Origin of the sequence: uncultured Pontibacter sp., from assembly GCF_947499215.1 — a bacterium.
GTDB lineage: Bacteria > Bacteroidota > Bacteroidia > Cytophagales > Hymenobacteraceae > Pontibacter.
Window position 1 is genome coordinate 581,542 of sequence record NZ_CANMNI010000002.1, and the last position, 19,862, is coordinate 601,403.

A 19,862-nucleotide genomic window follows, 5' to 3' on the forward strand; every position below is an offset into this window, starting at 1 on the left:
CCACGGTTTTTTTGCCAACATGGCACCTCCTACGTTTGGGCTTCTAAATTAGGCGACTAGCAAATAGCTACTTACTCATATCCTTGTCCCGAACCGCCTTAAACTCAGAGCCGGCTTTCCACTGTGGCCACTCGGAGGAGTTAGCTAGGCGCGCTCCTACTTTGTACAACAGCTTGAGGTCCTCTACGGCACCATCCATTTTGAAATCGGCATGCACCTGATCAGCGGGTTTGTGGTAGTAGTTGGCGTAGTATTCGTCCAGCTTCTTTTTGCCGAGCTCTTTACCACCCTCTTCTAGATCAATGCCCGGACCGATGAACAGCGCAGGTATACCTACCTTGGCGAAATTAAAGTGGTCGGAACGGTAGTATAAGCCGGCCTCTGGATTCTCTTCAGGAGCAATGTAACGCCCTACCGCTTCCGCCTCGGCTGTGATATAGTCTTCCAGTTCAGACTGCCCCACACCATACACCACCACATCCTTGGTTTTACCATAAGCATTCATCATGTCCATGTTGATGTTGGCAACGGTCTTTTCTTTCGGGTACACCGGATTCTCTGCATAGTATGCAGAGCCCCACAAGCCCTGCTCTTCGGCAGTTACGGCCAAGAACACGACGGTTCGCTCCGGTTGTGTTGGCTGGTTCTTAAATGCCTTGGCCATTTCCAGCATACCGGCTACACCACTGGCGTTGTCCACTGCACCGTTATAGATGCTGTCTCCAGAGGCGTCGGCTTTGCCTATACCTAAGTGGTCCCAATGGCCGGTGTAAATGATGGTTTCATCAGGTCGCTGACTACCGGTGATCTTCGCGATGAAATTAGAAGTTTTATCGTAGCGGGTCTTCACTTTCATAGAAGTGCTCACCTGCAGGTTCATCGGCACAGGCTTGTTGCCCGGCTTGGAGGCTTTCGCCAGCATTGACTTGTAGTCCATACCTGCGGCGGCGAAAAGCTTTTCGGCTACCGGAGTAGTTACCCAGCCTTCCATAGCGCAACGATAGGTTTCCTTACCGCGGCTGTCAAGATACATTTTAGAGGTGTTCCAATTGTTCTGCACCACCTGAAAGCCATAGCCGGCTGGCTCGGTGTCGTGGATGATCAACGCACCTTTTGCTCCCTGACGGGCTGCCTCTTCAAATTTGTAAGTCCAGCGGCCGTAATAGGTCATGGCCTTGCCTTTGAAAACGGCCGGGTCCTGCTCATAGAAACCGGGGTCGTTCACCAGAATCAGTACGACTTTATCTTTCACATCAAGACCAGCATAGTCGTTCCAGTTATACTCCGGCGCCACAATACCGAAACCAGCAAATACCAAGTCAGTCGGGTTTATGTCGATGGTCTCGTCTGTTCGGCGGGTCCAGATCACATAATCGGTACGCCCTTCCAGCTTCAGCTCCTGCTGTTTGCCCTTAATGGTCATAGTTGGGCTGGCGGTTGTGTTTACTTCTACCATCGGCACCTCTTGAAAATAGCTGTCGCCATTGCCCGGCTCCAGCCCCAATGCCTTGAACTCCCGCTCCAGATAGTCCAGCGTTTTCTGCTCACCGCTAGTAAAAGGTTTGCGACCCTCCATGTTATCAGCGGCCAACTCCGAGAGGTATTTGCCATAGCTATTGGCAGTAAGCGAAGCCACGGTTTCGGCACCTGTTTCTTCTGTACCAGTAGTAGAAGACTGGCACGCTGTAAACATTCCTGCCACCACCAAGGGCAGCAACAAAGGCTTTATTTTTTTGATCATAGTGTATTCAGGTATAAAATTAAGGCTTCAACTATATGGCTACAGCCGCTACGGATATGTTAAAGTACAGAATCTCGCTTAAGAAAAAAAGCACCCATAGCTAAACGCCATGTGTGCTTTTATACATTCTAAATTCTAAGTCTCAAACTTTCTAACTTATCAGTCCCGCTTGGTCTTGAGCAGTTGCCGAAGCTCTGCCAACTCATCGCGGTACTTAGCGGCCTGCAGGAAGTCGAGGTCCTTGGCGGCGGCTTCCATCTGCTTCTCGGTTTTCTTGATCAGCTTCTCGAGTTCGTCGCGCTTCATCATTTGGATCACCGGCTCGGCCGCAATTGACACCTCTTCCGGACCGGCATACATCTTCACCTCTTTCTTCTTAGAATCGGCTACGGATGTCTGCTCAAATATCTCATCCTTCGTCTTGAGGATCGTGCGCGGCGTAATGCCATGCTCCTCGTTATAGGCCATCTGCGTGGCGCGGCGGCGGTTGGTCTCATCAATAGCTCGCTGCATAGAACCTGTAATGCGGTCGGCATACATGATCACACGCCCCCGTTCGTTACGGGCGGCACGCCCCATGGTTTGAATCAGAGAGCGCTGGTCACGCAGAAAGCCTTCCTTGTCGGCATCGAGAATGGCCACCAGACTCACTTCAGGTAAGTCGAGTCCCTCACGCAGGAGGTTTACTCCTACCAGTACGTCAATCTCGCCTAGCCGCAACTCGCGCAGGATTTCCACACGGTCCAAGGTTTTCACCTCCGAGTGCAGGTACTTTACCTTGATGTTGAGGCGGTCCATGTACTTGGTCAACTCTTCGGACATGCGCTTAGTCAGGGTCGTTACCAGCACACGCTCGTTACGCTTGATACGCTCGTCAACCTCATCCAACAGGTCATCCACTTGGTTGGCGCTCGGCCGTATCTCAATCTCAGGGTCCAGCAGTCCGGTTGGACGGATAATCTGCTCCACAATAACTCCTTCTGATTTCTGTATCTCGTAATCGCCGGGCGTGGCACTCACAAACACCACTTGGTGCATAAGGCTTTCAAACTCGTTGAAGGTAAGCGGACGGTTGTCCATGGCAGCCGGCAGACGGAAACCATACTCCACCAACGCCACTTTGCGGGAGCGGTCACCGCCCCACATGGCTCGTACCTGCGGCACGGTTACGTGGCTCTCGTCGATCACCATCATAAAGTCGTCGGGGAAGTAGTCGAGCAAACAGAACGGTCTCGCACCCGGTGCGCGGCGGTCAAAGTAGCGGGAGTAGTTCTCTATACCTGAACAGTAGCCCAATTCGCGGATCATCTCCAAGTCAAATTCTGTACGCTCTTTTATGCGCTTCGCCTCTACCGGACGGTCTTCTTTCAGGAAGTAATCGTGCTGCGCCACCATGTCGTATTGTATTTCATGGATAGCCTGCTGCAGCGTGTCTTTGCCTGTCACGAAGAGGTTAGCCGGGTATAGCGTCACTGTTTTCTCGTCAGACAGTTTCTTCCCTGATTGCGGATCGATTCGGTGAATCTGCTCCAATTCATCGCCGAAAAAGTACAGACGGTAGGCAAAATCGGCATAGGCCGGGAAAATGTCCACGGTATCTCCCTTCACCCGGAATGTTCCACGTGTGAACTCGGCCTCGGTGCGGCTGTAGAGGATCTGCACAAAGGTATAGAGCAGGTTGTTGCGGCTATAGCGCTGCCCCGGTGCCAGATAGACCACGTTCTTGCCAAACTCTTCCGGATTGCCTATACCGTAAATACACGACACAGAAGCCACCACGATCACATCGCGACGGCCTGAGAGCAGTGCCGATGTCGTGTGCAAACGCAGTTTCTCAATCTCTTCGTTAATTTGCAGGTCCTTTTCGATGAACACATCCGAAGAAGCGATGTAGGCTTCCGGCTGGTAGTAGTCATAGTAAGAGATGAAGTACTCCACCGCATTGTTGGGGAAGAACTGCTTGAACTCACCATACAGCTGCGCGGCCAGTGTCTTGTTGTGGCAAAGGACTAGCGTTGGTTTGCCCGTGTTCTTGATCACGTTGGCCATGGTAAAGGTCTTACCCGTACCGGTGGCACCGAGCAGCACCTGCACGGGTTCTCCGTTATCTATGCCCTTCGTGAGCTGGGCTATTGCTTTCGGCTGGTCGCCGGTTGGTTGAAATTCTGATGTTAGCTGAAAATCCATTCGTTGATTTTACGACATGTAAAGATATACTATAACATGAAAAACGAGCCGTAAGTTTAGCTTTAGTTCATATTATAATAGGAGTTGCAAAAGTTTATAAAAACAAAAAACCTGCTCTGAAAGCAGGTCTTTGCTTGTTTAACTATTCCTAACAAATTAAAAAAACAGATTTTAGTTTTGGTCGTCTCATTCGTTTGAGCAGACCTGTTTTACCCGCACCGGTGGGTACATCATGTTTATGGCCGTACAACGCGGACCATAATCGCCGTTGCGCTCCAGCGAGAGCTGCAGTAGTCGGCCCGGCACCTGCAGCTCCTCCGGCAGGTTGTCGGTGGTTACATAGCCACTCTGCAGCTGACCAACATACTGGTTGCTTCGCTGATCGCCGGCCCCATCGGTGTCTAGGATGCGCAGCACGTACCAACCGTTTTCGCAGTCTGCCCCTATCACCTCCACTTGTAAGTAAGAAGGTACTGCCTCCTCCTGATCAGCGCAACTCACCACAAGCAAGGCTAGCAGCAGGTATAGCAGGATAATGGACAAAGTGCTTTTCATAGTTTTATTTAGTACTAATCTTTAAAGTATCGATGGGGCCGCCTACCATCAGGGCACAAGCTTGTGAACTGTAAGTGGTAGTAGTCTTCTTGCTCATTCGCTTCTGATTGGTCCTGTGTTAGGAGCCCCATTTATCTATGTAAATAATATGTATCGGTAAATACGACACTTGGGTCGGAGCCGGTATAGGCGCTTTCCAGCACCAGACTCCGCTGATCTTTGTGCATCACTTTGAATCGGGCAGACCAGCCGAAGTTGCTCAGCACAAAAGCGTTTGGCTGCGAATAATCAGCTCTGAAGCTGTCGCGGTAGACGCTATTGGAACTCTGAGCACTGGCTCGCTGCAAAAATGCGCTGTCTGCCTTAAACTCAAAATAGTCTTGATCAGTACCCGTATACATGACCGTTGTACAGTTACCGCTTCGGCAAAGCTTGTTGTTTACCCGTTCGATGCGCCACTTCCCCTGCACGGTTTCGCGCAGCCCGTGTTCTCCTATAGCCGGTTGCATATCTTCGTCTAATTTAGCGCAGCCGGATGCCAGCCCTAACAGGACAGTGGCCATGGCCGCAAGCCCCAATATTTTTTTCATAGCGTGGAAAGGCGGCTGGTTTAAAAGACGCCCAAAAAGAACGTGTTGACATCGGTACAACCCGAAAGCAGCACAGACAGAAGTAAAAGCGCCAGCAATACATACCAACCTGAAAGGTTCTCTCGTCCGACAGCCACCAGTGCCACCAGCGTCTGAAGCAAGGATCTCATGAATAGCATCATTTGCATAGCGCTTTTATCTAAATCAATCACTCTACAATTAAATGATTCCTATAAGCGGCAAAGGGTTGCAAGCCCTTTGAAAAAAATAAGAATTATTTTCGGCTGTTATTCAGCTGGTAGTTAAGGCTCATGTTTAGACCAATAGCGTATGGCTTGCCCTGCGGCGCAGAAGCTTTCTCAGGGTCGGCAAGCAGTGTGCTGAAATAGTTGCGCACTTCCGGTCCCAAAGCCAGTGTCAAGTTCGGTGACACACGCTTGCCCACCCCCACGGAGGCGTTGCTAGACAACTGCACATTGCGGAACGGAGACTCTTGATCGTTAGCAGAGAAGCTAACCGGCTGCACTTCATGGTTAGAAGTCGTTACACTAGACTCCAGCAGGAAGTTCGCCGCCACGCCAGCTGCCGCGTAAACAAACCAGTCTTTAGCTACGTCGTGCTCATACTGTAGTCCTACCGGCACGGTCAGGTGGCGGTATTTGTACTCCGTGGCAAAGCTCTCGCTGGTACGGGCCACACTGACTGAGTCAGAAGTGAAACCGTTGTTGAGCGATGACAGGAAGAAAGTGGAGGGATTTAGCTCGTAGCTTTCGTTGGAGCGCGGTTTTGTCCAGAACTGGCGCACAATGAAGTTAGACTTGGACTTGGCCGTGCTCTCGCTATAGCCTATACCTGTGAGCAATTTCAATTTCTCTTTTAGCTTAAAGCCGGCCTTTACCTCCATGGCATACGAGAAGGCCGGCTGGGCGCTGTCCTCAAATTCTTCGCGGGCTGCGGTTATGTTTTGATAAGAGTCCTCTGAGGCGTTGATGCTCGGGCCGGCTGCAATTCTGAACGTGTTGTTCCCAGTATTACCGGACGAGAGCGGATCTGGCAAACCAATATTTTGCTCAAACACTCTCGGTGCATAAGCCAGATTCAGGCTCCAGCGGCTGTCACGTTTTGTGTTGGCGCTTTCTTTCTGGGTCTTCTCCATTGCCAGTGTGCCGCCCAGCACCTCGGCAGGCTTGGTAGTCTGCTGCTGCCGTGCTGCCTGATAGGCGTCGTTCATCTCGGCAAAAGACCTTGGCTTGGCAGCGAAAGCTTGGTTCTGCTGAAGCGGTTGCTGTCCCGCAGTATTTCCATTGCCAAACGTAATGGTCACGCTTTCCCAAGTGATGATCTGGGTATACCTGCTGCTTGGTGTAGTTCCGGTTTCGCCGGCTCCAAAATTAGCGGTGCTAGGCAAGCCGCTTGACACAAAGCCTCTGTTTCTTCCTGCCACCGCACCACTGCCATAGTTTAGGTAAGGGCCATAACCTGAGGCCGCATTATAATAGTCTCCTGAGCCTTGCGCTGCAGCGACAACCGCACTCTCGGTTAAACCGCTAGCAGTCTTCTGACGGTTGGTGGATGCTACCGCCGTAGCTGGCTCCTCTACTTCTTCAGTTGCTGCTTGTGCCATTGTGCTAGTGGCAGCCTGCTGCTCCATATAGGCTTTCATCGCCTCTTCTGGCGTTATGCTTTCAGGTATCGCTGCTTCAGGGGAGGAGGCTATGCCCTGTTGTGGGGCGCCCTCATTTAAATTGTCATTGTAATAGTAGGCCAGAAGCGTACCAGTTAACGCGAATAGCACAAAGCATGCAGCTGCAAGCTGTCTGTAAAACAGCACACGCTTTTTGTAGTTCCTGTTTTCCTGCACCGTTAGATCGTGGTCTATACGGGCCCATAGGTCTGGGGCAGGCTTGGCTTCAGCGTCGAATAGGCGGCGCTGGAACTCCTCTTCCAAGGTATGGCGCTTGTGATTATTGGCTGATGACATGCTCTTGATATGTTTTATCCTGTCGCTCGAGCATACCTTGCAGTATGGCACGGGCGCGTGAATATTGTGACTTAGATGTTCCTTCGGAAATGCCCAGCATCTCTCCTATCTCTTTGTGATTGTAACCCTCGATGGCGTACAGGTTGAACACCATGCGGTAACGTGGAGCGAGGCTTTGGATCATGGCCAGCAACTCATCCATGGAGTAGCCAGTCAGGTTAACGTCTTCGGATGCGATGTTCCCCGCCTCTTCTGTTTCATGTGAAACGGTCATGAGCGATTTCTGCCGCAGCTGCTTCAGGGCCGTGTTGATCATGATGCGCCGCACCCAAAACTCCAGCGGACAGTCCCGTTTGAAATTCTGAATATTGGCGAACACTTTCACAAACCCCTCCTGCATCATATCCTCTGCCTCAAAGCTAGTCGGGGCGTAGCGTAAACAAACCGCCATCATCTTTTTAGAGTAGAGCTCATACAGGAGTCGCTGCATGTCCCGCTTGCCGGCAATGCATCCCTCAATGAGTTTGTCCTCGTCTGACTTAGGTTTTGTAAAAAGCTTCAAACGCCTCTTCTGTTAGCTTCATCTCTATGATTCCCATAGACAGGCAATGGTTGCAAGCCCTAAAAAATATTTTTTACGACTACTCCGCGGGTGCCACCAAGCATGAAAACAGAACCCGCTTAGTAAAACTAGTAAAATTTTGTGCTTGAACATTACGATTTGTAAATATTTAAACACAAAATATAGACGGAGAGGGATAAAGTATAGATGAAACGCTTTGCAGCTTGACTATAAAACAGCAAAGGCCTCTCCTGTATGGAAAGGCCTTTGCCGCGTTTGTCTAAGGTGAGAACTGAATTATATAACTGTCATGAACAGGAGCTTGTAAACCAATATGGCCATCACTGCAGCAGCCAGTACCCATGCGTAACCTACGATCTGATAGGCTTTCATAGCCGACTCGTTTTCTTGGCTCAGCACTTCATAAGCCTGAAGCCTTGCCTGTCCGAGTATGTTTTTAGAAACCAACTGATAAGCCGCATGTATACCCAGCGCAACTAGCACCACATCATCTATGAAGCCGAACACAGGCACCAAGTCAGGTATAAAGTCTATGGGAGAGATGGCATAGCCGATGACCACCGCCAAAAGCAGGGGCACATACCACCTTACCTCAGGATGACGGGCAGAGAGGTACAAAGCGTATATTTCCGCATTCATCTCATGCGCTTTCTGGCGAAGGTAGGTCAACTGCATCATGGCTAAAAGGTGTGTGGGATTTCTATACCTTACGCAAACACCCTAGCAGAAAGTTTCATGATAACATGAAATAAACGCAATAATTATAGCCAATTAATCGTTGCTCCAAATTTGCCAAGCCGCATCGGCCTGCGCATAAAGCATGGGCAAACCGTTCATGGTATTAGCGCCTGCAGCCTTGCCTTTTTGCAGGAACAAGGTTTGCTCGGGATTGTAAACCAAGTCGTAAAGGAAATGATGGGCAGAAAGGGCCTCATAAGGTATAGCCGGAGCGGCCTCCACATGGGGTGCCATCCCCAAGGGTGTCGTGTTGATAATCAAGGAGTAAGACTGTAGTACTTCCGGTGTTATAGCGGCATAGGCTAACCCATTTCCCCGGGGATTTCGGGATACAGAAGTATAGGCAATACCCAGCAAATCCAAGGCGGCCCACACCGCCTTCGCCGCTCCGCCCGTTCCGAGCACCAAGGCCTTGCCCCCAGCCCCGACAGGATAGAACCCCGCCAGCGTATCCCTGAAACCGATGAAGTCCGTGTTATAGCCTTTCAGCTTTCCATCTGCTATTTTGATCGTGTTTACGGCTCCGATCTTGGCAGCGCTCTCGTCGAGTTCATCCAGATAAGGTATAACCGCCTCCTTATAAGGCACCGTCACGTTCAGCCCTACTAGCTCTGGCTCCTGAGCCAGTAAAGCAGGGAATTCAGTAATCTTTGACAGCTCGTATAGTTCGTACACGGCATCGGTTATACCTTCCTGCTCAAACTTCTCCGAGAAGTAGCGCTTCGAGAAGGAGTGCCCGAGCTTTTCACCGATCAGTCCGAACTTACGCATACTTATACCCTATCTACCGTGTTGTCGTCAGTCATGCGGTCAATCAGGTATACCAGCAAGAAGCCGAAAATGGCCAGACCGATAGCGTATAGCAGGTATGGCTCTTCACCTGTCAGCTGTGCGAAAGCGGCCGGGGAAATATTTTCCTGCACGAGTGGTTTTACTACACCATGGCGGTCGGTATAGGTTTGCACAGTTTCCTTCCAAGGCCATACCTTGTTCAAGGAGCCCACCATAAAGCCCGTGAGCATGGCTACTGTGATGTTGTAATAGTTCTTGAGCATCCAGTTAAGGACATGCGAGAAGGCCAACAGCCCCGTCACACAGCCAATCCCGAACACGGCGATCATATCCAGTTTAAGTTCCTTGAGCGCATTCATCATAAACTCATACTTGGCCATTAGCAACAGCAAAAAGCTACCCGACAGGCCCGGCAGAATCATAGCGCAGATGGCGATGGCCCCGGAAAGAAAAATAAACCAATAGGCTTCAGGCGTCTGCATCGGCACCGCAATGGTTACCCAATAGGCAATAGCCACGCCCACCATGCCGGAAAGCACTACAATCGGCCGCCATTTGGTGATCTTTTTGCCTACCACCAATGCTGAGGCTACAATCAAGCCAAAGAAGAAAGCCCACAGCAGGATGGTATGGTTTTCGAGCAGGTATACGACAAGGCGAGAGAGCGACGCAATTGAAAACAGTATACCTGTTATCAGCACCACCAGAAAGGTACCGTTGATGTGTCGCCAGAAACCCGGCAAGTCGAAGCGGGACAGCAGGCGAACAGCCTCTCCGTTCACGGAGCGGATGGAGTCCAGCAACTCCTCGTAAATACCCGTGATGAAGGCAATCGTGCCCCCGGACACACCCGGCACCACATCGGCCGCCCCCATGCCCATACCCTTGGAAAACAACAGCAAGTATTCTTTTAAAGATCGTCTTCTCATGCTTTAAATTCTGGTTTTGGCGAAGCACAAAAAAATTGCCCGTCGGATTAACCGATGGGCAATTTTCTCTTATTTATTATGTATTAGGCGTCGATAATTGGCGCTCCGTTGTTCAGGAAGTGGTTAAATGTGTCGCCACGCAGACCTAGACGGATTGTTTCGAGCGGAATAACCTCGCTAGGGGCAATGTTACCCAAGTTCACGTTCGCACCCAGCAGCTTGATAAACCATACCTGCTGCGCTTTCTGCGGCGCCTCCCAAAGGATCTTCTCAAAAGGAACCTGCGTCAGGATCTCCTCCACCAGACCGCTGCGCACCTCACCAGTGGAGCGGAACAACCCTACATTGCCACCCTCACGGGCCTCCCCGATCACTTTCCAAGCACCGGCGTCCAGTTCAGCCTGCATCAGCTTGATCCACATGTAAGGCGGGATAATCTTCTCAGCGTCCTTAGAGCCAACTTCTGACAGTACTGTCACCTGCTCAGCCAGTGTCTGGATATAACCGCATTTTTTATCATGCGACATTTCCAGTGAACCGTCCGATACTTCAGCGAAAGTCATGTTATACTTGTCGAGCACACGGCGGTAGTCGTCAAACTGGTTGCGGGCAATGAAGGCTTCGAACAGCGTACCACCAAAGTACACCGGTATACCGGCCGCTCTGTAAACATCGAGCTTACGCTGCAGGTTAGGCACCACATACGAGGTAGCCCAGCCCAGTTTTACAATGTCTACGTAATCACTTGCCACGTCAAGGAAGTCCTCTACTTCACGCACGCTCAGGCCTTTGTCCATGGCCATGGTAAAACCACGCTCGCGCGGCTTCACCTCGCGCTCTGGCAGGCTGTTCAGATTATAGTTGTTAGTCATTATTTGCGATATTGGTCAATTAATCGGGATAATGCACGCTGCGACTCCAGTTCAGGGAAGAACTCAAACAGCAGCCTGTGTTTGTCGAAGTCCAAAATTAAAGCATTTTCCAGATAATTGTAAGCTTCGCGGTATTTTCCTGCCGAAAGCATGTAGGCGCAGGCCCTGTAATATAGCTCTGCCTCGTCCGGCTGAAGCTCAATCGCATTCAAAATAATCTCGGTGGCCTCCTCAAAATTACCCTGTTCATATAGGATAATCGACCAGTTCAGGTAAATGTCCTTATCCTCTGGCTGGATCTCGGCGGCACGGGCATAGCTCTCCAATGCTGACACCACGTGACCCACATGGTACTCCGCCGAAGCCAAGGCCACCCAGTAGTCTACGCTGTCGTCGTACAGGTTCACAGCCTTCTTAAAGAAGTGAACCGCCTCGTACCATTTGCCCTGCGCGTCCAGCACTACCCCTATTCCGAACCAAGCCTCGTCCATATCCGGATCGAGGTCGATGGACTTCTGATAATAGCGTCGGGCCAAGTCCCACTGGTGCATTTTTTCATAGCACTCACCTATGTTGCAGAATACCTCCGCCGATGGCGAACCGTGCTCCAGCATGGCATTGAACGCCTCCACCGCTTTGGTATACTCTCCCAAAAACACATAGGCGTTGGCCATGTTGTTGTAGGCCGTTATAAAGTCGGGCTTAATGATGGTGGCGTAGTCGTAGGCGGCAATGGCTTTGTCGTAAGAACCCAGCTTGTTGTACACGTTGCCCAAGTTGAACCACGCTACATACGAATAAGGGTCCTTGTCGATAAAAGCCTGGAAGAAAGGAAGGTCCTCGCGCATAGAGCCCGTGATCTCCATACAGTAGATAATCTCCTGCATGGCGGCCTCATTCTCCACGTTCAGTTCAATGCACTTCTTGTAGTACTTGATGGCAGAACTGAACTTGCCCCAACTCTGATAGGTCAGACCAATGTTGAAGTATATATCGTCGCGGTCCTCGGCAAAGGCCAGCGCTTTTTTGAAATGGTCTACGGCATCGCGGTACTCGCCGCGCTGTGTAAAAATAATGCCACGTGTCAAAAGCACGTCGGGGTTCTGCGGCTCCACTTCTGCCACTTGGTCGATGAGCACCATAGCGTCATCGAAGTTGCCGGACATTGCCAGCAGCTGTGCCTTGTCTATTTGAAGCCCGGTCGAAAAAGGATACTGTGCTATGGCAGAGTCACAGGCCAGCAACGCCTTCTTATAGTCAAAGTTAGCGGTATAGTGGTCTATGATATATTCAAAATCGGTCAGGTCAAAAAAAACGGTCTCATTTGTTCCCAGCATCTGTTCGAACCGAATAATCAGTTCAGGATCCTCGCTGTGCTCGTCAAAATTCTCTTTCATCTCCTATATCCCACAATCTGCGAAAGGCAGCTTTTGTCTTCTTACTACATTTATAAACTGCAAATAGTTTAGTTCGAGCGGGCCACTTCCGGACCACTCTGATTCTGTGCTATTTGCAGCAAACCCGCACAGCTCCAAGCAATGGTCTCGGCCAGTGGCCTGAACTCCACCCCCACTGTTTTGCGAACTTTCTGATTGTCAAACAAGTGTGTCTTGGCTGATACCCGTGCCGTGTCTTTTGTGATGAGCGGGCGGCCTCCCGTGAGCCAAGCCCGGGCATGCTCCAGTCGCCATACCACCTCGGCCAGCGCCGGGGAGACTTTAAAGGAAGGCGCCTTTTTGCCAAAGCGCCGGGCGGCCTCCTCGAAGAACTCCTTGTAGGTGAGCTGCCCTGCATTCAATACAAACCTTTCACCGGATATTTCCGAGAAAGTGAGTCGCAACATGGCCCCCACTACGTCGCGCACGTCCACAAAATTGGCGCTGCCTCCTGTGTAGAAAGCGCGCTCTTGGTATACATATTTAAACAAGCGTGTGCTACTGCGGTTCCAATCAGCCGGGCCCAGCACAACGGACGGGTTTACGATGACGGCCTGCAGCCCTTCGGCTATACCTCTCCATACCTCCAGTTCACCAAAGTGCTTCGATTCGGCATAGGCTGACTGCTTCTCGCCGGCGCTCCACTTGCTGTTCTCGTTCAGCACTGCCACTCCTTTGCTGCGCCCAACGGCGGCGATAGAGCTGACATGGCACAACTTGATCAATTCTTCGGCTTCGAGGCAGGCATCTACGATGTTGGCGGTACCCTCTACGTTAACCTGTTGCAGCAACTCGGCATCCTGCGGCGCATACGACACCAGTCCGGCGCTATGGAACACATAGCCTACCCCTTGCAGCGCTTTGCGCAAAAGGGCAACATCCAAAATATCACCTTCCACCCACTCCACCTGATCGGCCCCTGCAATGGCAGGCACCTGACCACGGTACAGCGCACGCACGTGGTGGCCCTGCGCTACGAGTGCCGGTATAAGATAGCTGCCAATCAGGCCGCTGCCGCCTGTCACAAAAACCGTGGCCATGGAAGTGAGATTAAGAAATTATAACTTACTGTTGAGGAGTGGGAGCTCCAGCGCCTTGACGAGGTATTTGGAGCAAAGCACCTTTTGCAGGTTGGCAATGTGCTTCAAGCTGTGCGTGTCCGACCCCAGAAAATCAACCAACCCGGCGTCGATAAGTTTCTCGGCCACCATCTTGGCGCCCAGCGAATAATAGCCTGTAAGTGAATTGAGGTTTGGCTGCAACAGCACGCCCTGTTCGCGCAGCCCCACCAGATCGTCGAACTTGCCATAGAAATAGGTATAGCGCTCGGGGTGGGCCAGCACCGGCTTGTAGCCCAGCGACTGCATCCGGAAAATAGCCTCGCGCAGGTTGAGCGGCTCATTCAGGAAAGAGGTCTCAAACAGCAAGTACTTGTCGCCAAACGTGAGCAGTTCCTCGTTGTCTTCCAGCTTCTGTAACAGGGCTTCGTCTAGATAGTGTTCGGCGGCGCAGGCCAGTTCCATCTCTATGCCTTCGGCTGTCACGGCGTCCTGCAGCACCTTTAACTGTGTCCGTATGATCTCGGGGGTGTTGCGGTAGAAATCGCTCATGATGTGCGGCGTCATGATGAGTTTGCGGTAGCCCATCTCCTTCATGCCGCGCACCAGTTCCAGCGACTGCTCCACCGTGGCGGCGCCGTCGTCTATACCCGGCAGTATGTGCGAATGCATGTCCACGCCGAGCATGCTCAGCGACTCAACCTGCACCTCTTCCTTGCCAAACAAATTCTGGAAAAACTTTATCATTTGCCTATTTCAACCGTATGTACACGGCACAAAACACAAACGTTGCCAAACACGGCAACGCAACATCAAAATAACGCAATTATTATCCGCTATCAAAATAAACAGTCTTCGTTTAGGTTTATTATAAAACGGACAAATTCTATACGAACTTGGTAAATTAATTCCTGTGTTTTCGCCTTTGTTTATATGGGGCAAAAAGAAAAAGTTTAACCATCAACTAAATCAAACTAAAACCCCGAATTTGCCAATTAGGCTTATTTGGTTAGCTTTGTAAACCCTTTAATCGATTGTCAGTTTAATACACGCGACTATAAATCAAAAAACTTAAATGGAATTTAACTATACAGAAAACCAGCGCATGATCGCGGACATGATCCGGGACTTCGGTGTTAAGCACATCAAACCGAAAATGATGGAATGGGACGAGAGTCAAGAGTTTCCGGTAGAGGTGTTCAAAAAACTGGGAGAACTGGGACTGATGGGCGTGCTTGTACCGACTGAATACGGCGGCTCAGGCTTCGGCTACTTGGAGTATGTCACGGCTATCGCTGAGCTTTCCAAGATAGACGGCTCCATCGGTCTGTCCATGGCGGCGCACAACTCACTTTGCACAGGCCATATCCTGCAATTCGGCAACGAAGCGCAAAAGAAGCAGTATTTGCCAAAACTAGCCACTGCCGAGTGGATCGGTGCGTGGGGTTTGACGGAGCCTAACACGGGCTCTGATGCCGGCAACATGCGTACTGTAGCCGTGCAGGATGGTGACCATTGGGTAATCAACGGCGCTAAGAACTTTATCACACACGGCAAGAGCGGCAACGTGGCTGTAGTAATTGTGCGCACTGGTGAAGTAGGCGACTCCCATGGTATGACCGCTTTCATTATCGAGAAAGGCACACCAGGCTTCAGCGCCGGTCGTAAAGAAGACAAACTGGGTATGCGCGCCTCTGAAACCACAGAGCTGATCTTTGAAGACTGCCGCGTACACAAGGACCAGATGCTGGGCAATGTGGGCGAGGGCTTCATTCAGGCGATGAAAGTACTGGATGGTGGACGTATCTCGATCGCGGCCCTTTCACTGGGTATAGCACAAGGCGCATTCGAAGCGGCATTGGCTTACTCGCAGGAACGCAGCCAGTTCAACAAGCCTATTTCGAGCTTCCAAGGTATTTCGTTCAAGCTGGCTGATATGGCCACGGAGATCGAGGCGGCTTCTCTCCTCACCTATCAGGCGGCTGACATGAAGAACCGCGGCCTGAACGTGAACAAAGAGTCTGCCATGGCGAAACTTTACGCTTCTGAAGTATCAGTGAGAGTGGCGAACGAGGGTGTGCAGATTTTCGGTGGTTACGGCTTCACAAAGGACTACCCGGCCGAGAAGTACTACCGCGATGCCAAGCTTTGCACGATCGGTGAGGGAACAAGCGAGATCCAAAAGCTTGTTATCTCAAGAGCCATCCTAAAATAAGTAGATGCTAAAAAGCATTTCAAAAGTGCCTATAGGATGGTTTTGCCACTATAGGCATCTTTTTTTCAATGGTTTGCGGAATTATTTTTACCAAACTATTGATTTTTAAGTAAAACATTAAGTAAATTTGCAACCCTAAATATCAGAAGAAGCGACCAAAAATATGATTATTGTAAACGTAAAAGATAACGAGTCTGTAGACCGTGCCCTTAAGAGATTTAAGAAGAAATTCGAAAGAACTGGTGTTCTTAAAGAACTGAGATCTAGAACTTTCTTCGAGAAACCATCTGTTTCTAAGAGAAAGCAAAAAGAAAGAGCGAAGTACAAGCAGCAGCTTTTCGCGAACGATAATTACTAGTCTTTCTTTAAAGATATTTTATTTTTCCATACATTAGTATATCTGAGAAACACATCAGGTATACCAATGTATGGAATTATTTTTTAAGTATCTCGAATACGAGAAGCGGTATAGTCCGCACACGCTTACCTCTTATCACACCGATCTGGGCCAGTTCGCGCAATACCTGCAGGACACTTACCAGATCACCGATCCCGCTGAGGCGGACCATTCCATCATTCGGTCTTGGATCCTGACGCTCGTGCACAAAAATCTGGAGGCCCGTTCCGTTAACCGGAAAATCGCCTGCCTCCGCTCCTACTATAAATTCCTGTTGGGCCAGCAGCGCATCAGCGCCAACCCGATGCTGCGCATCAAGGCTCCCAAAGTCTCAAAAAAACTTCCCGCTTTTGTTCCCGAAGAGCCATTTAACAGCTTTTTGGACAGTTTTACTTTTGAAGACACCTTTGAAGGCCAGCGTGACAGGCTCATTCTGGAGTTTCTATATGGCACTGGTATGCGACTGGCCGAGCTCATTGGTATAGGCCACGAAGACGTGGATTTGCATGCCAAGACAGTGCGTGTGCTGGGCAAGGGCAACAAGGTGCGCATCATCCCTTTAAACGACACGCTCGTGCATTCCATCAGGCAATATGTAGAGCACAAGAAAAGCCTGTTTGGCAATAACAATTCCGAAAAGCTGCTCGTTACTAATAAAGAACGTCCCCTGTATCCGAAGTTCGTTTATCGTGTCGCTAAAAAGTACATCAGCTTGGTCACCACCTCCGAACATAATAGCCCTCATGTGCTGCGACACTCCTTCGCTACCCACCTGCTAAACAATGGCGCAGATCTAAATGCCATTAAAGACCTGCTGGGGCATGCTAGCCTAGCTGCTACACAGGTATACACACACAATTCGATAGAGAAGCTAAAATCGATTTTCGAGAAAGCTCATCCAAAAGCATAAAGTTTAACCATAAAATGTTACGATTATGAAGCTACAGATGCATTCAATCCACTTCGAGGCTGATACACAGCTGACCGATTTCATCCAGCAGAAAGTAGACAAACTGGAAACATTCTACGACCGCATCGTGGAAGGGGAAGTGTTTCTTAAACATAACAACAATGACGGAACAGCCAATAAAACAGTAGAGATCAAACTATTTGTGCCAGGCTCCACTCTATTCTCCAAAGAAGATGCTCCGTCCTTTGAAGCCGCCGCTGATGCAGCTGTTGACGCGATGCGCAGACAACTAAAAAAATTCAAGGAGAAACAACTGGCACATCATTAAGCCATTTTGATACTTGCTATACCTGTCTAAGGTATAAAACAAAAGGCCTGCTGATCGCTCAGCAGGCCTTTTTTATGATTGAGGGTATAGCGTCTGTAAATTACAGGCCAAACTCTTCCTTTATCTTGTCAACAAAATCCAGCTTCTCCCAAGTAAAGGTTTCAAACTCTTTTACCGTAGTCTGACCATTTTTCAAGAGTTCTACACGCTTAGTGCCCGGCGTCCTGCCCATGTGGCCATAAGCGGCTGTTTCAGAGAAAATCGGGTTCTGCAGGCCGAAGCGCTGCACAATAGCGTAAGGGCGCATGTCGAACAGTTTGTTCACTTTCTCCGCGATCTCACCGTCACTCATTGCGTTACCGCTTGCGTCTTTCGCCTTCGTCGAACCATAGGTTGTCACGTACAGACCAACCGGCTTAGCCACACCAATGGCATAGGCTACCTGTACAAGCGCCTGATCGGCTACACCGGCAGCGACTAGGTTCTTGGCGATATGACGCGCCGCATAGGCTGCAGAGCGGTCTACCTTAGAAGAGTCTTTGCCAGAGAAGGCACCACCACCGTGCGCCCCCTTGCCACCGTAAGTGTCTACAATGATCTTACGGCCGGTCAGACCCGTGTCGCCGTGCGGACCACCGATCACAAACTTGCCAGTTGGGTTGATGTGGTAGGTAATCTCGTTGTTGAACAGCTTCTGGATACGCTCCGGCAACAGCTTCAGCACACGCGGAATCAAGATGCTGTCTACATCATCTTTAATCCTTTGTACCATTTGCTTCTCGGCTGCCAGCTTGGCTTCGTTGCTGTCGGTTTCAGGCAGCACAAACTCGTCGTGCTGGGTTGAGATTACGATTGTGTCGATCTTCTCAGGCACGTGGTTGTCGCTGTAGCGGATGGTTACTTGCGATTTGGCATCAGGGCGCAGGTAAGTCATCTCCTTGCCTTCTTTGCGGATGGCAGACAGCTCCTGCAACAGCAGGTGCGAAATGCTCAGCGCCAGCGGCATGTAGTTATCTGTTTCGTTGGTGGCATAGCCGAACATCATACCTTGGTCGCCAGCGCCTTGGTCTTCTGGCTTGGTACGCTCCACACCTTGGTTAATGTCTGGGGACTGTTCGTGTATAGCCGAAATTACGCCGCACGCATCGGCATCGAACATATATTCTGACTTGGTATAGCCGATTCGCTTTATCACATCACGGGCGACCTTCTGCACATCCACGTATGCTTCAGTCTTCACTTCGCCGCTCAACACAACAAGACCTGTCGTTACCAGCGTTTCGCAAGCCACTTTAGACTGTGGGTCTTGCTTCAAAAATTCATCTAGGAGGGCATCAGAGATCTGATCCGCTACTTTGTCCGGGTGTCCTTCTGATACAGACTCGGAGGTGAACAAATATGGCATTTCAATAAGTGGGTTTAGGTACAAAGTATAAACCGACTGCAGACAGCTACAGCGGGTACAAAGCTACGGCAATTCCGGCATACTTAAAAACGAACAGTCTTTTATGCGGGTCAGGTACCTCAAGGTATACCGAAAGCTAGATGTTTGGTTTACAACAATTATTAGGAATTGCATCTATCTCAGAACAATTCTAACCTCCAGCTGTTAATATACTTGATCTCAGAAGCATATCTCTATTGATTAATGCTACACCTAGGCTATTTATAACCTTTTATATATAGGATCGTTTCAATTACAAAAATTGTATCTTTTCAAAAACGACATATGAAACAGTATTTTCTAATGATATGGTGTCTCATCTCTATGGCCGGAGTGGCCGAGGCGCAGCGCGAATCCCCTTATAAAACTAATTTTAAAGTTGACGCCCCAATTACGGCAGCGGGTGTGGGCCTGACCTATTATGGCCTGACCTTGATGATGGACAAAGATGGGCTCACAGAGGAACAAATTAGCAGATTAAGCAAAGATGATGTAATCGGTTTTGACCGTTTTTCTGCCGGCTATGACTCTGAAACAGCTAAAAAAATAAGCGACTTTCCTTTCTATGGCTCCTTTGCACTTCCTCTTACCTTGGTTTTCAACCAGAACGTGAAAGGTAACTTTGGCCAAGTGTTTGGGTTGTATGTTCAGACCATGGCGGTAACTGGCGCATTGTTTACAATGACAAGCGGCCTAAGCCCAAGAACTAGGCCATTAGTGTACAGCCCTGATGTGGAAATGTCGGAGAAGACCCGCGCCAATGCCAGAAACTCTTTCTATGCGGGGCACACCACTGCAGCGGCCGGTGCTTCCTTCTTCTTCGCAAAGGTTTTTCACGACTTTAACCCAGACTCGCCCGCCCGGCCATTTGTGTGGGCCGGTGCCGCCGCTGTACCTGCCGTAGTTGGCTACTACCGTTTAAAAGCCGGTAAACACTTTTTGAGCGACAACATACTGGGCTATGCCATCGGAGCGGCGACCGGCATACTGGTGCCGCAGTTGCACAAAAAGACAAACCAGAGTGGCTTTACGCTTAACCCTACCCTTATCCCGACTTTTGCCGGCACAGCCTCACAGGGCGCTAACCTCAGCTATACTTTTTAGAA

General features: G+C 50.1%; 20 protein-coding genes. 5 read left to right on the forward strand and 15 right to left on the reverse strand.

Going from position 1 to position 19,862, the window contains the following annotated elements; translation table 11 throughout:
* Positions 1-67: 67 nt before the first annotated feature.
* From Q1A04_RS10565 to Q1A04_RS10630, 14 genes are all read right to left on the reverse strand, one after another.
* On the reverse strand, positions 68-1,741 hold the full coding sequence (locus Q1A04_RS10565; protein ID WP_299705162.1) for a M28 family metallopeptidase: 1,674 nt from the start codon (positions 1,739-1,741) through the stop codon (positions 68-70).
* 159 nt (positions 1,742-1,900) lie between these two features.
* Positions 1,901-3,928: an excinuclease ABC subunit UvrB gene (gene uvrB, locus Q1A04_RS10570; RefSeq protein ID WP_299705165.1), complete on the reverse strand. Its 2,028-nt coding sequence runs from the start codon at positions 3,926-3,928 to the stop codon at positions 1,901-1,903.
* Positions 3,929-4,114: 186 nt separating this feature from the next.
* Positions 4,115-4,483: a hypothetical protein gene (locus Q1A04_RS10575; protein WP_299705168.1), complete on the reverse strand. Its 369-nt coding sequence runs from the start codon at positions 4,481-4,483 to the stop codon at positions 4,115-4,117.
* A 131-nt stretch (positions 4,484-4,614) separates the two neighbouring features.
* On the reverse strand, positions 4,615-5,073 hold the full coding sequence (locus Q1A04_RS10580) for a hypothetical protein (protein WP_299705171.1): 459 nt from the start codon (positions 5,071-5,073) through the stop codon (positions 4,615-4,617).
* Between the two features lie 20 nt (positions 5,074-5,093).
* A complete protein-coding gene (locus Q1A04_RS10585) occupies positions 5,094-5,243 on the reverse strand; it encodes a hypothetical protein (protein WP_299705174.1) in 150 nt (49 codons plus the stop codon).
* A 104-nt stretch (positions 5,244-5,347) separates the two neighbouring features.
* Positions 5,348-7,054 carry an outer membrane beta-barrel protein gene (locus tag Q1A04_RS10590; protein ID WP_299705175.1) on the reverse strand — a complete coding sequence of 569 codons (1,707 nt, stop codon included), beginning with the start codon at positions 7,052-7,054 and terminating at the stop codon, positions 5,348-5,350.
* Positions 7,038-7,616, reverse strand: coding sequence for an RNA polymerase sigma factor (locus Q1A04_RS10595; RefSeq protein ID WP_299705177.1), 579 nt, complete (start codon positions 7,614-7,616; stop codon positions 7,038-7,040). Before Q1A04_RS10595 ends, Q1A04_RS10590 begins: the two co-directional genes overlap by 17 nt.
* Positions 7,617-7,913: 297 nt before the next feature.
* Complete coding sequence (locus tag Q1A04_RS10600) at positions 7,914-8,315, reverse strand: YkvA family protein (RefSeq protein ID WP_299705179.1); 402 nt, start codon at positions 8,313-8,315, stop codon at positions 7,914-7,916.
* A gap of 93 nt (positions 8,316-8,408) precedes the next feature.
* Positions 8,409-9,146 (reverse strand): shikimate dehydrogenase, encoded by a 738-nt coding sequence (locus Q1A04_RS10605; RefSeq protein WP_299705182.1) that lies wholly within the window; start codon positions 9,144-9,146, stop codon positions 8,409-8,411.
* Between the two features lie 2 nt (positions 9,147-9,148).
* A complete protein-coding gene (locus tag Q1A04_RS10610) occupies positions 9,149-10,096 on the reverse strand; it encodes a DUF368 domain-containing protein (RefSeq protein WP_299705185.1) in 948 nt (315 codons plus the stop codon).
* An 83-nt stretch (positions 10,097-10,179) separates the two neighbouring features.
* Complete coding sequence (locus Q1A04_RS10615) at positions 10,180-10,968, reverse strand: phosphosulfolactate synthase (protein WP_299705188.1); 789 nt, start codon at positions 10,966-10,968, stop codon at positions 10,180-10,182.
* Complete coding sequence (locus tag Q1A04_RS10620) at positions 10,968-12,365, reverse strand: tetratricopeptide repeat protein (RefSeq protein WP_299705190.1); 1,398 nt, start codon at positions 12,363-12,365, stop codon at positions 10,968-10,970. Before Q1A04_RS10620 ends, Q1A04_RS10615 begins: the two co-directional genes overlap by 1 nt.
* Positions 12,366-12,433: 68 nt before the next feature.
* The gene (locus tag Q1A04_RS10625; RefSeq protein WP_299705192.1) at positions 12,434-13,444 is read right to left on the reverse strand and encodes an NAD-dependent epimerase/dehydratase family protein; all 1,011 of its coding nucleotides are present in this window, start codon (positions 13,442-13,444) and stop codon (positions 12,434-12,436) included.
* Positions 13,445-13,462: 18 nt separating this feature from the next.
* The gene (locus tag Q1A04_RS10630; protein ID WP_299705193.1) at positions 13,463-14,209 is read right to left on the reverse strand and encodes a CpsB/CapC family capsule biosynthesis tyrosine phosphatase; all 747 of its coding nucleotides are present in this window, start codon (positions 14,207-14,209) and stop codon (positions 13,463-13,465) included.
* A 328-nt stretch (positions 14,210-14,537) separates the two neighbouring features.
* Here Q1A04_RS10630 and Q1A04_RS10635 point away from each other — a divergent pair, with 328 nt between their 5' ends.
* The 4 genes from Q1A04_RS10635 (at position 14,538) to raiA (ending at position 17,312) form a co-directional block, all read left to right on the forward strand.
* Positions 14,538-15,677 carry an acyl-CoA dehydrogenase gene (locus tag Q1A04_RS10635; RefSeq protein ID WP_299705195.1) on the forward strand — a complete coding sequence of 380 codons (1,140 nt, stop codon included), beginning with the start codon at positions 14,538-14,540 and terminating at the stop codon, positions 15,675-15,677.
* Between the two features lie 163 nt (positions 15,678-15,840).
* Entirely contained in the window at positions 15,841-16,035 is a 195-nt protein-coding gene (gene rpsU / locus Q1A04_RS10640) for a 30S ribosomal protein S21 (RefSeq protein ID WP_299705197.1), read from the forward strand.
* 70 nt (positions 16,036-16,105) lie between these two features.
* Positions 16,106-16,984: a tyrosine-type recombinase/integrase gene (locus Q1A04_RS10645; protein WP_299705198.1), complete on the forward strand. Its 879-nt coding sequence runs from the start codon at positions 16,106-16,108 to the stop codon at positions 16,982-16,984.
* 25 nt (positions 16,985-17,009) lie between these two features.
* Entirely contained in the window at positions 17,010-17,312 is a 303-nt protein-coding gene (gene raiA, locus Q1A04_RS10650; RefSeq protein WP_299705200.1) for a ribosome-associated translation inhibitor RaiA, read from the forward strand.
* 100 nt (positions 17,313-17,412) lie between these two features.
* On the opposite strand, the gene metK is transcribed toward raiA, so the two are convergent.
* Entirely contained in the window at positions 17,413-18,717 is a 1,305-nt protein-coding gene (metK, locus tag Q1A04_RS10655; protein ID WP_299705202.1) for a methionine adenosyltransferase, read from the reverse strand.
* A 324-nt stretch (positions 18,718-19,041) separates the two neighbouring features.
* On the opposite strand from metK, the gene Q1A04_RS10660 reads away from it, so the two are divergent.
* A complete protein-coding gene (locus Q1A04_RS10660) occupies positions 19,042-19,860 on the forward strand; it encodes a phosphatase PAP2 family protein (protein ID WP_299705204.1) in 819 nt (272 codons plus the stop codon).
* The last annotated feature ends 2 nt before the right edge of the window (positions 19,861-19,862 follow it).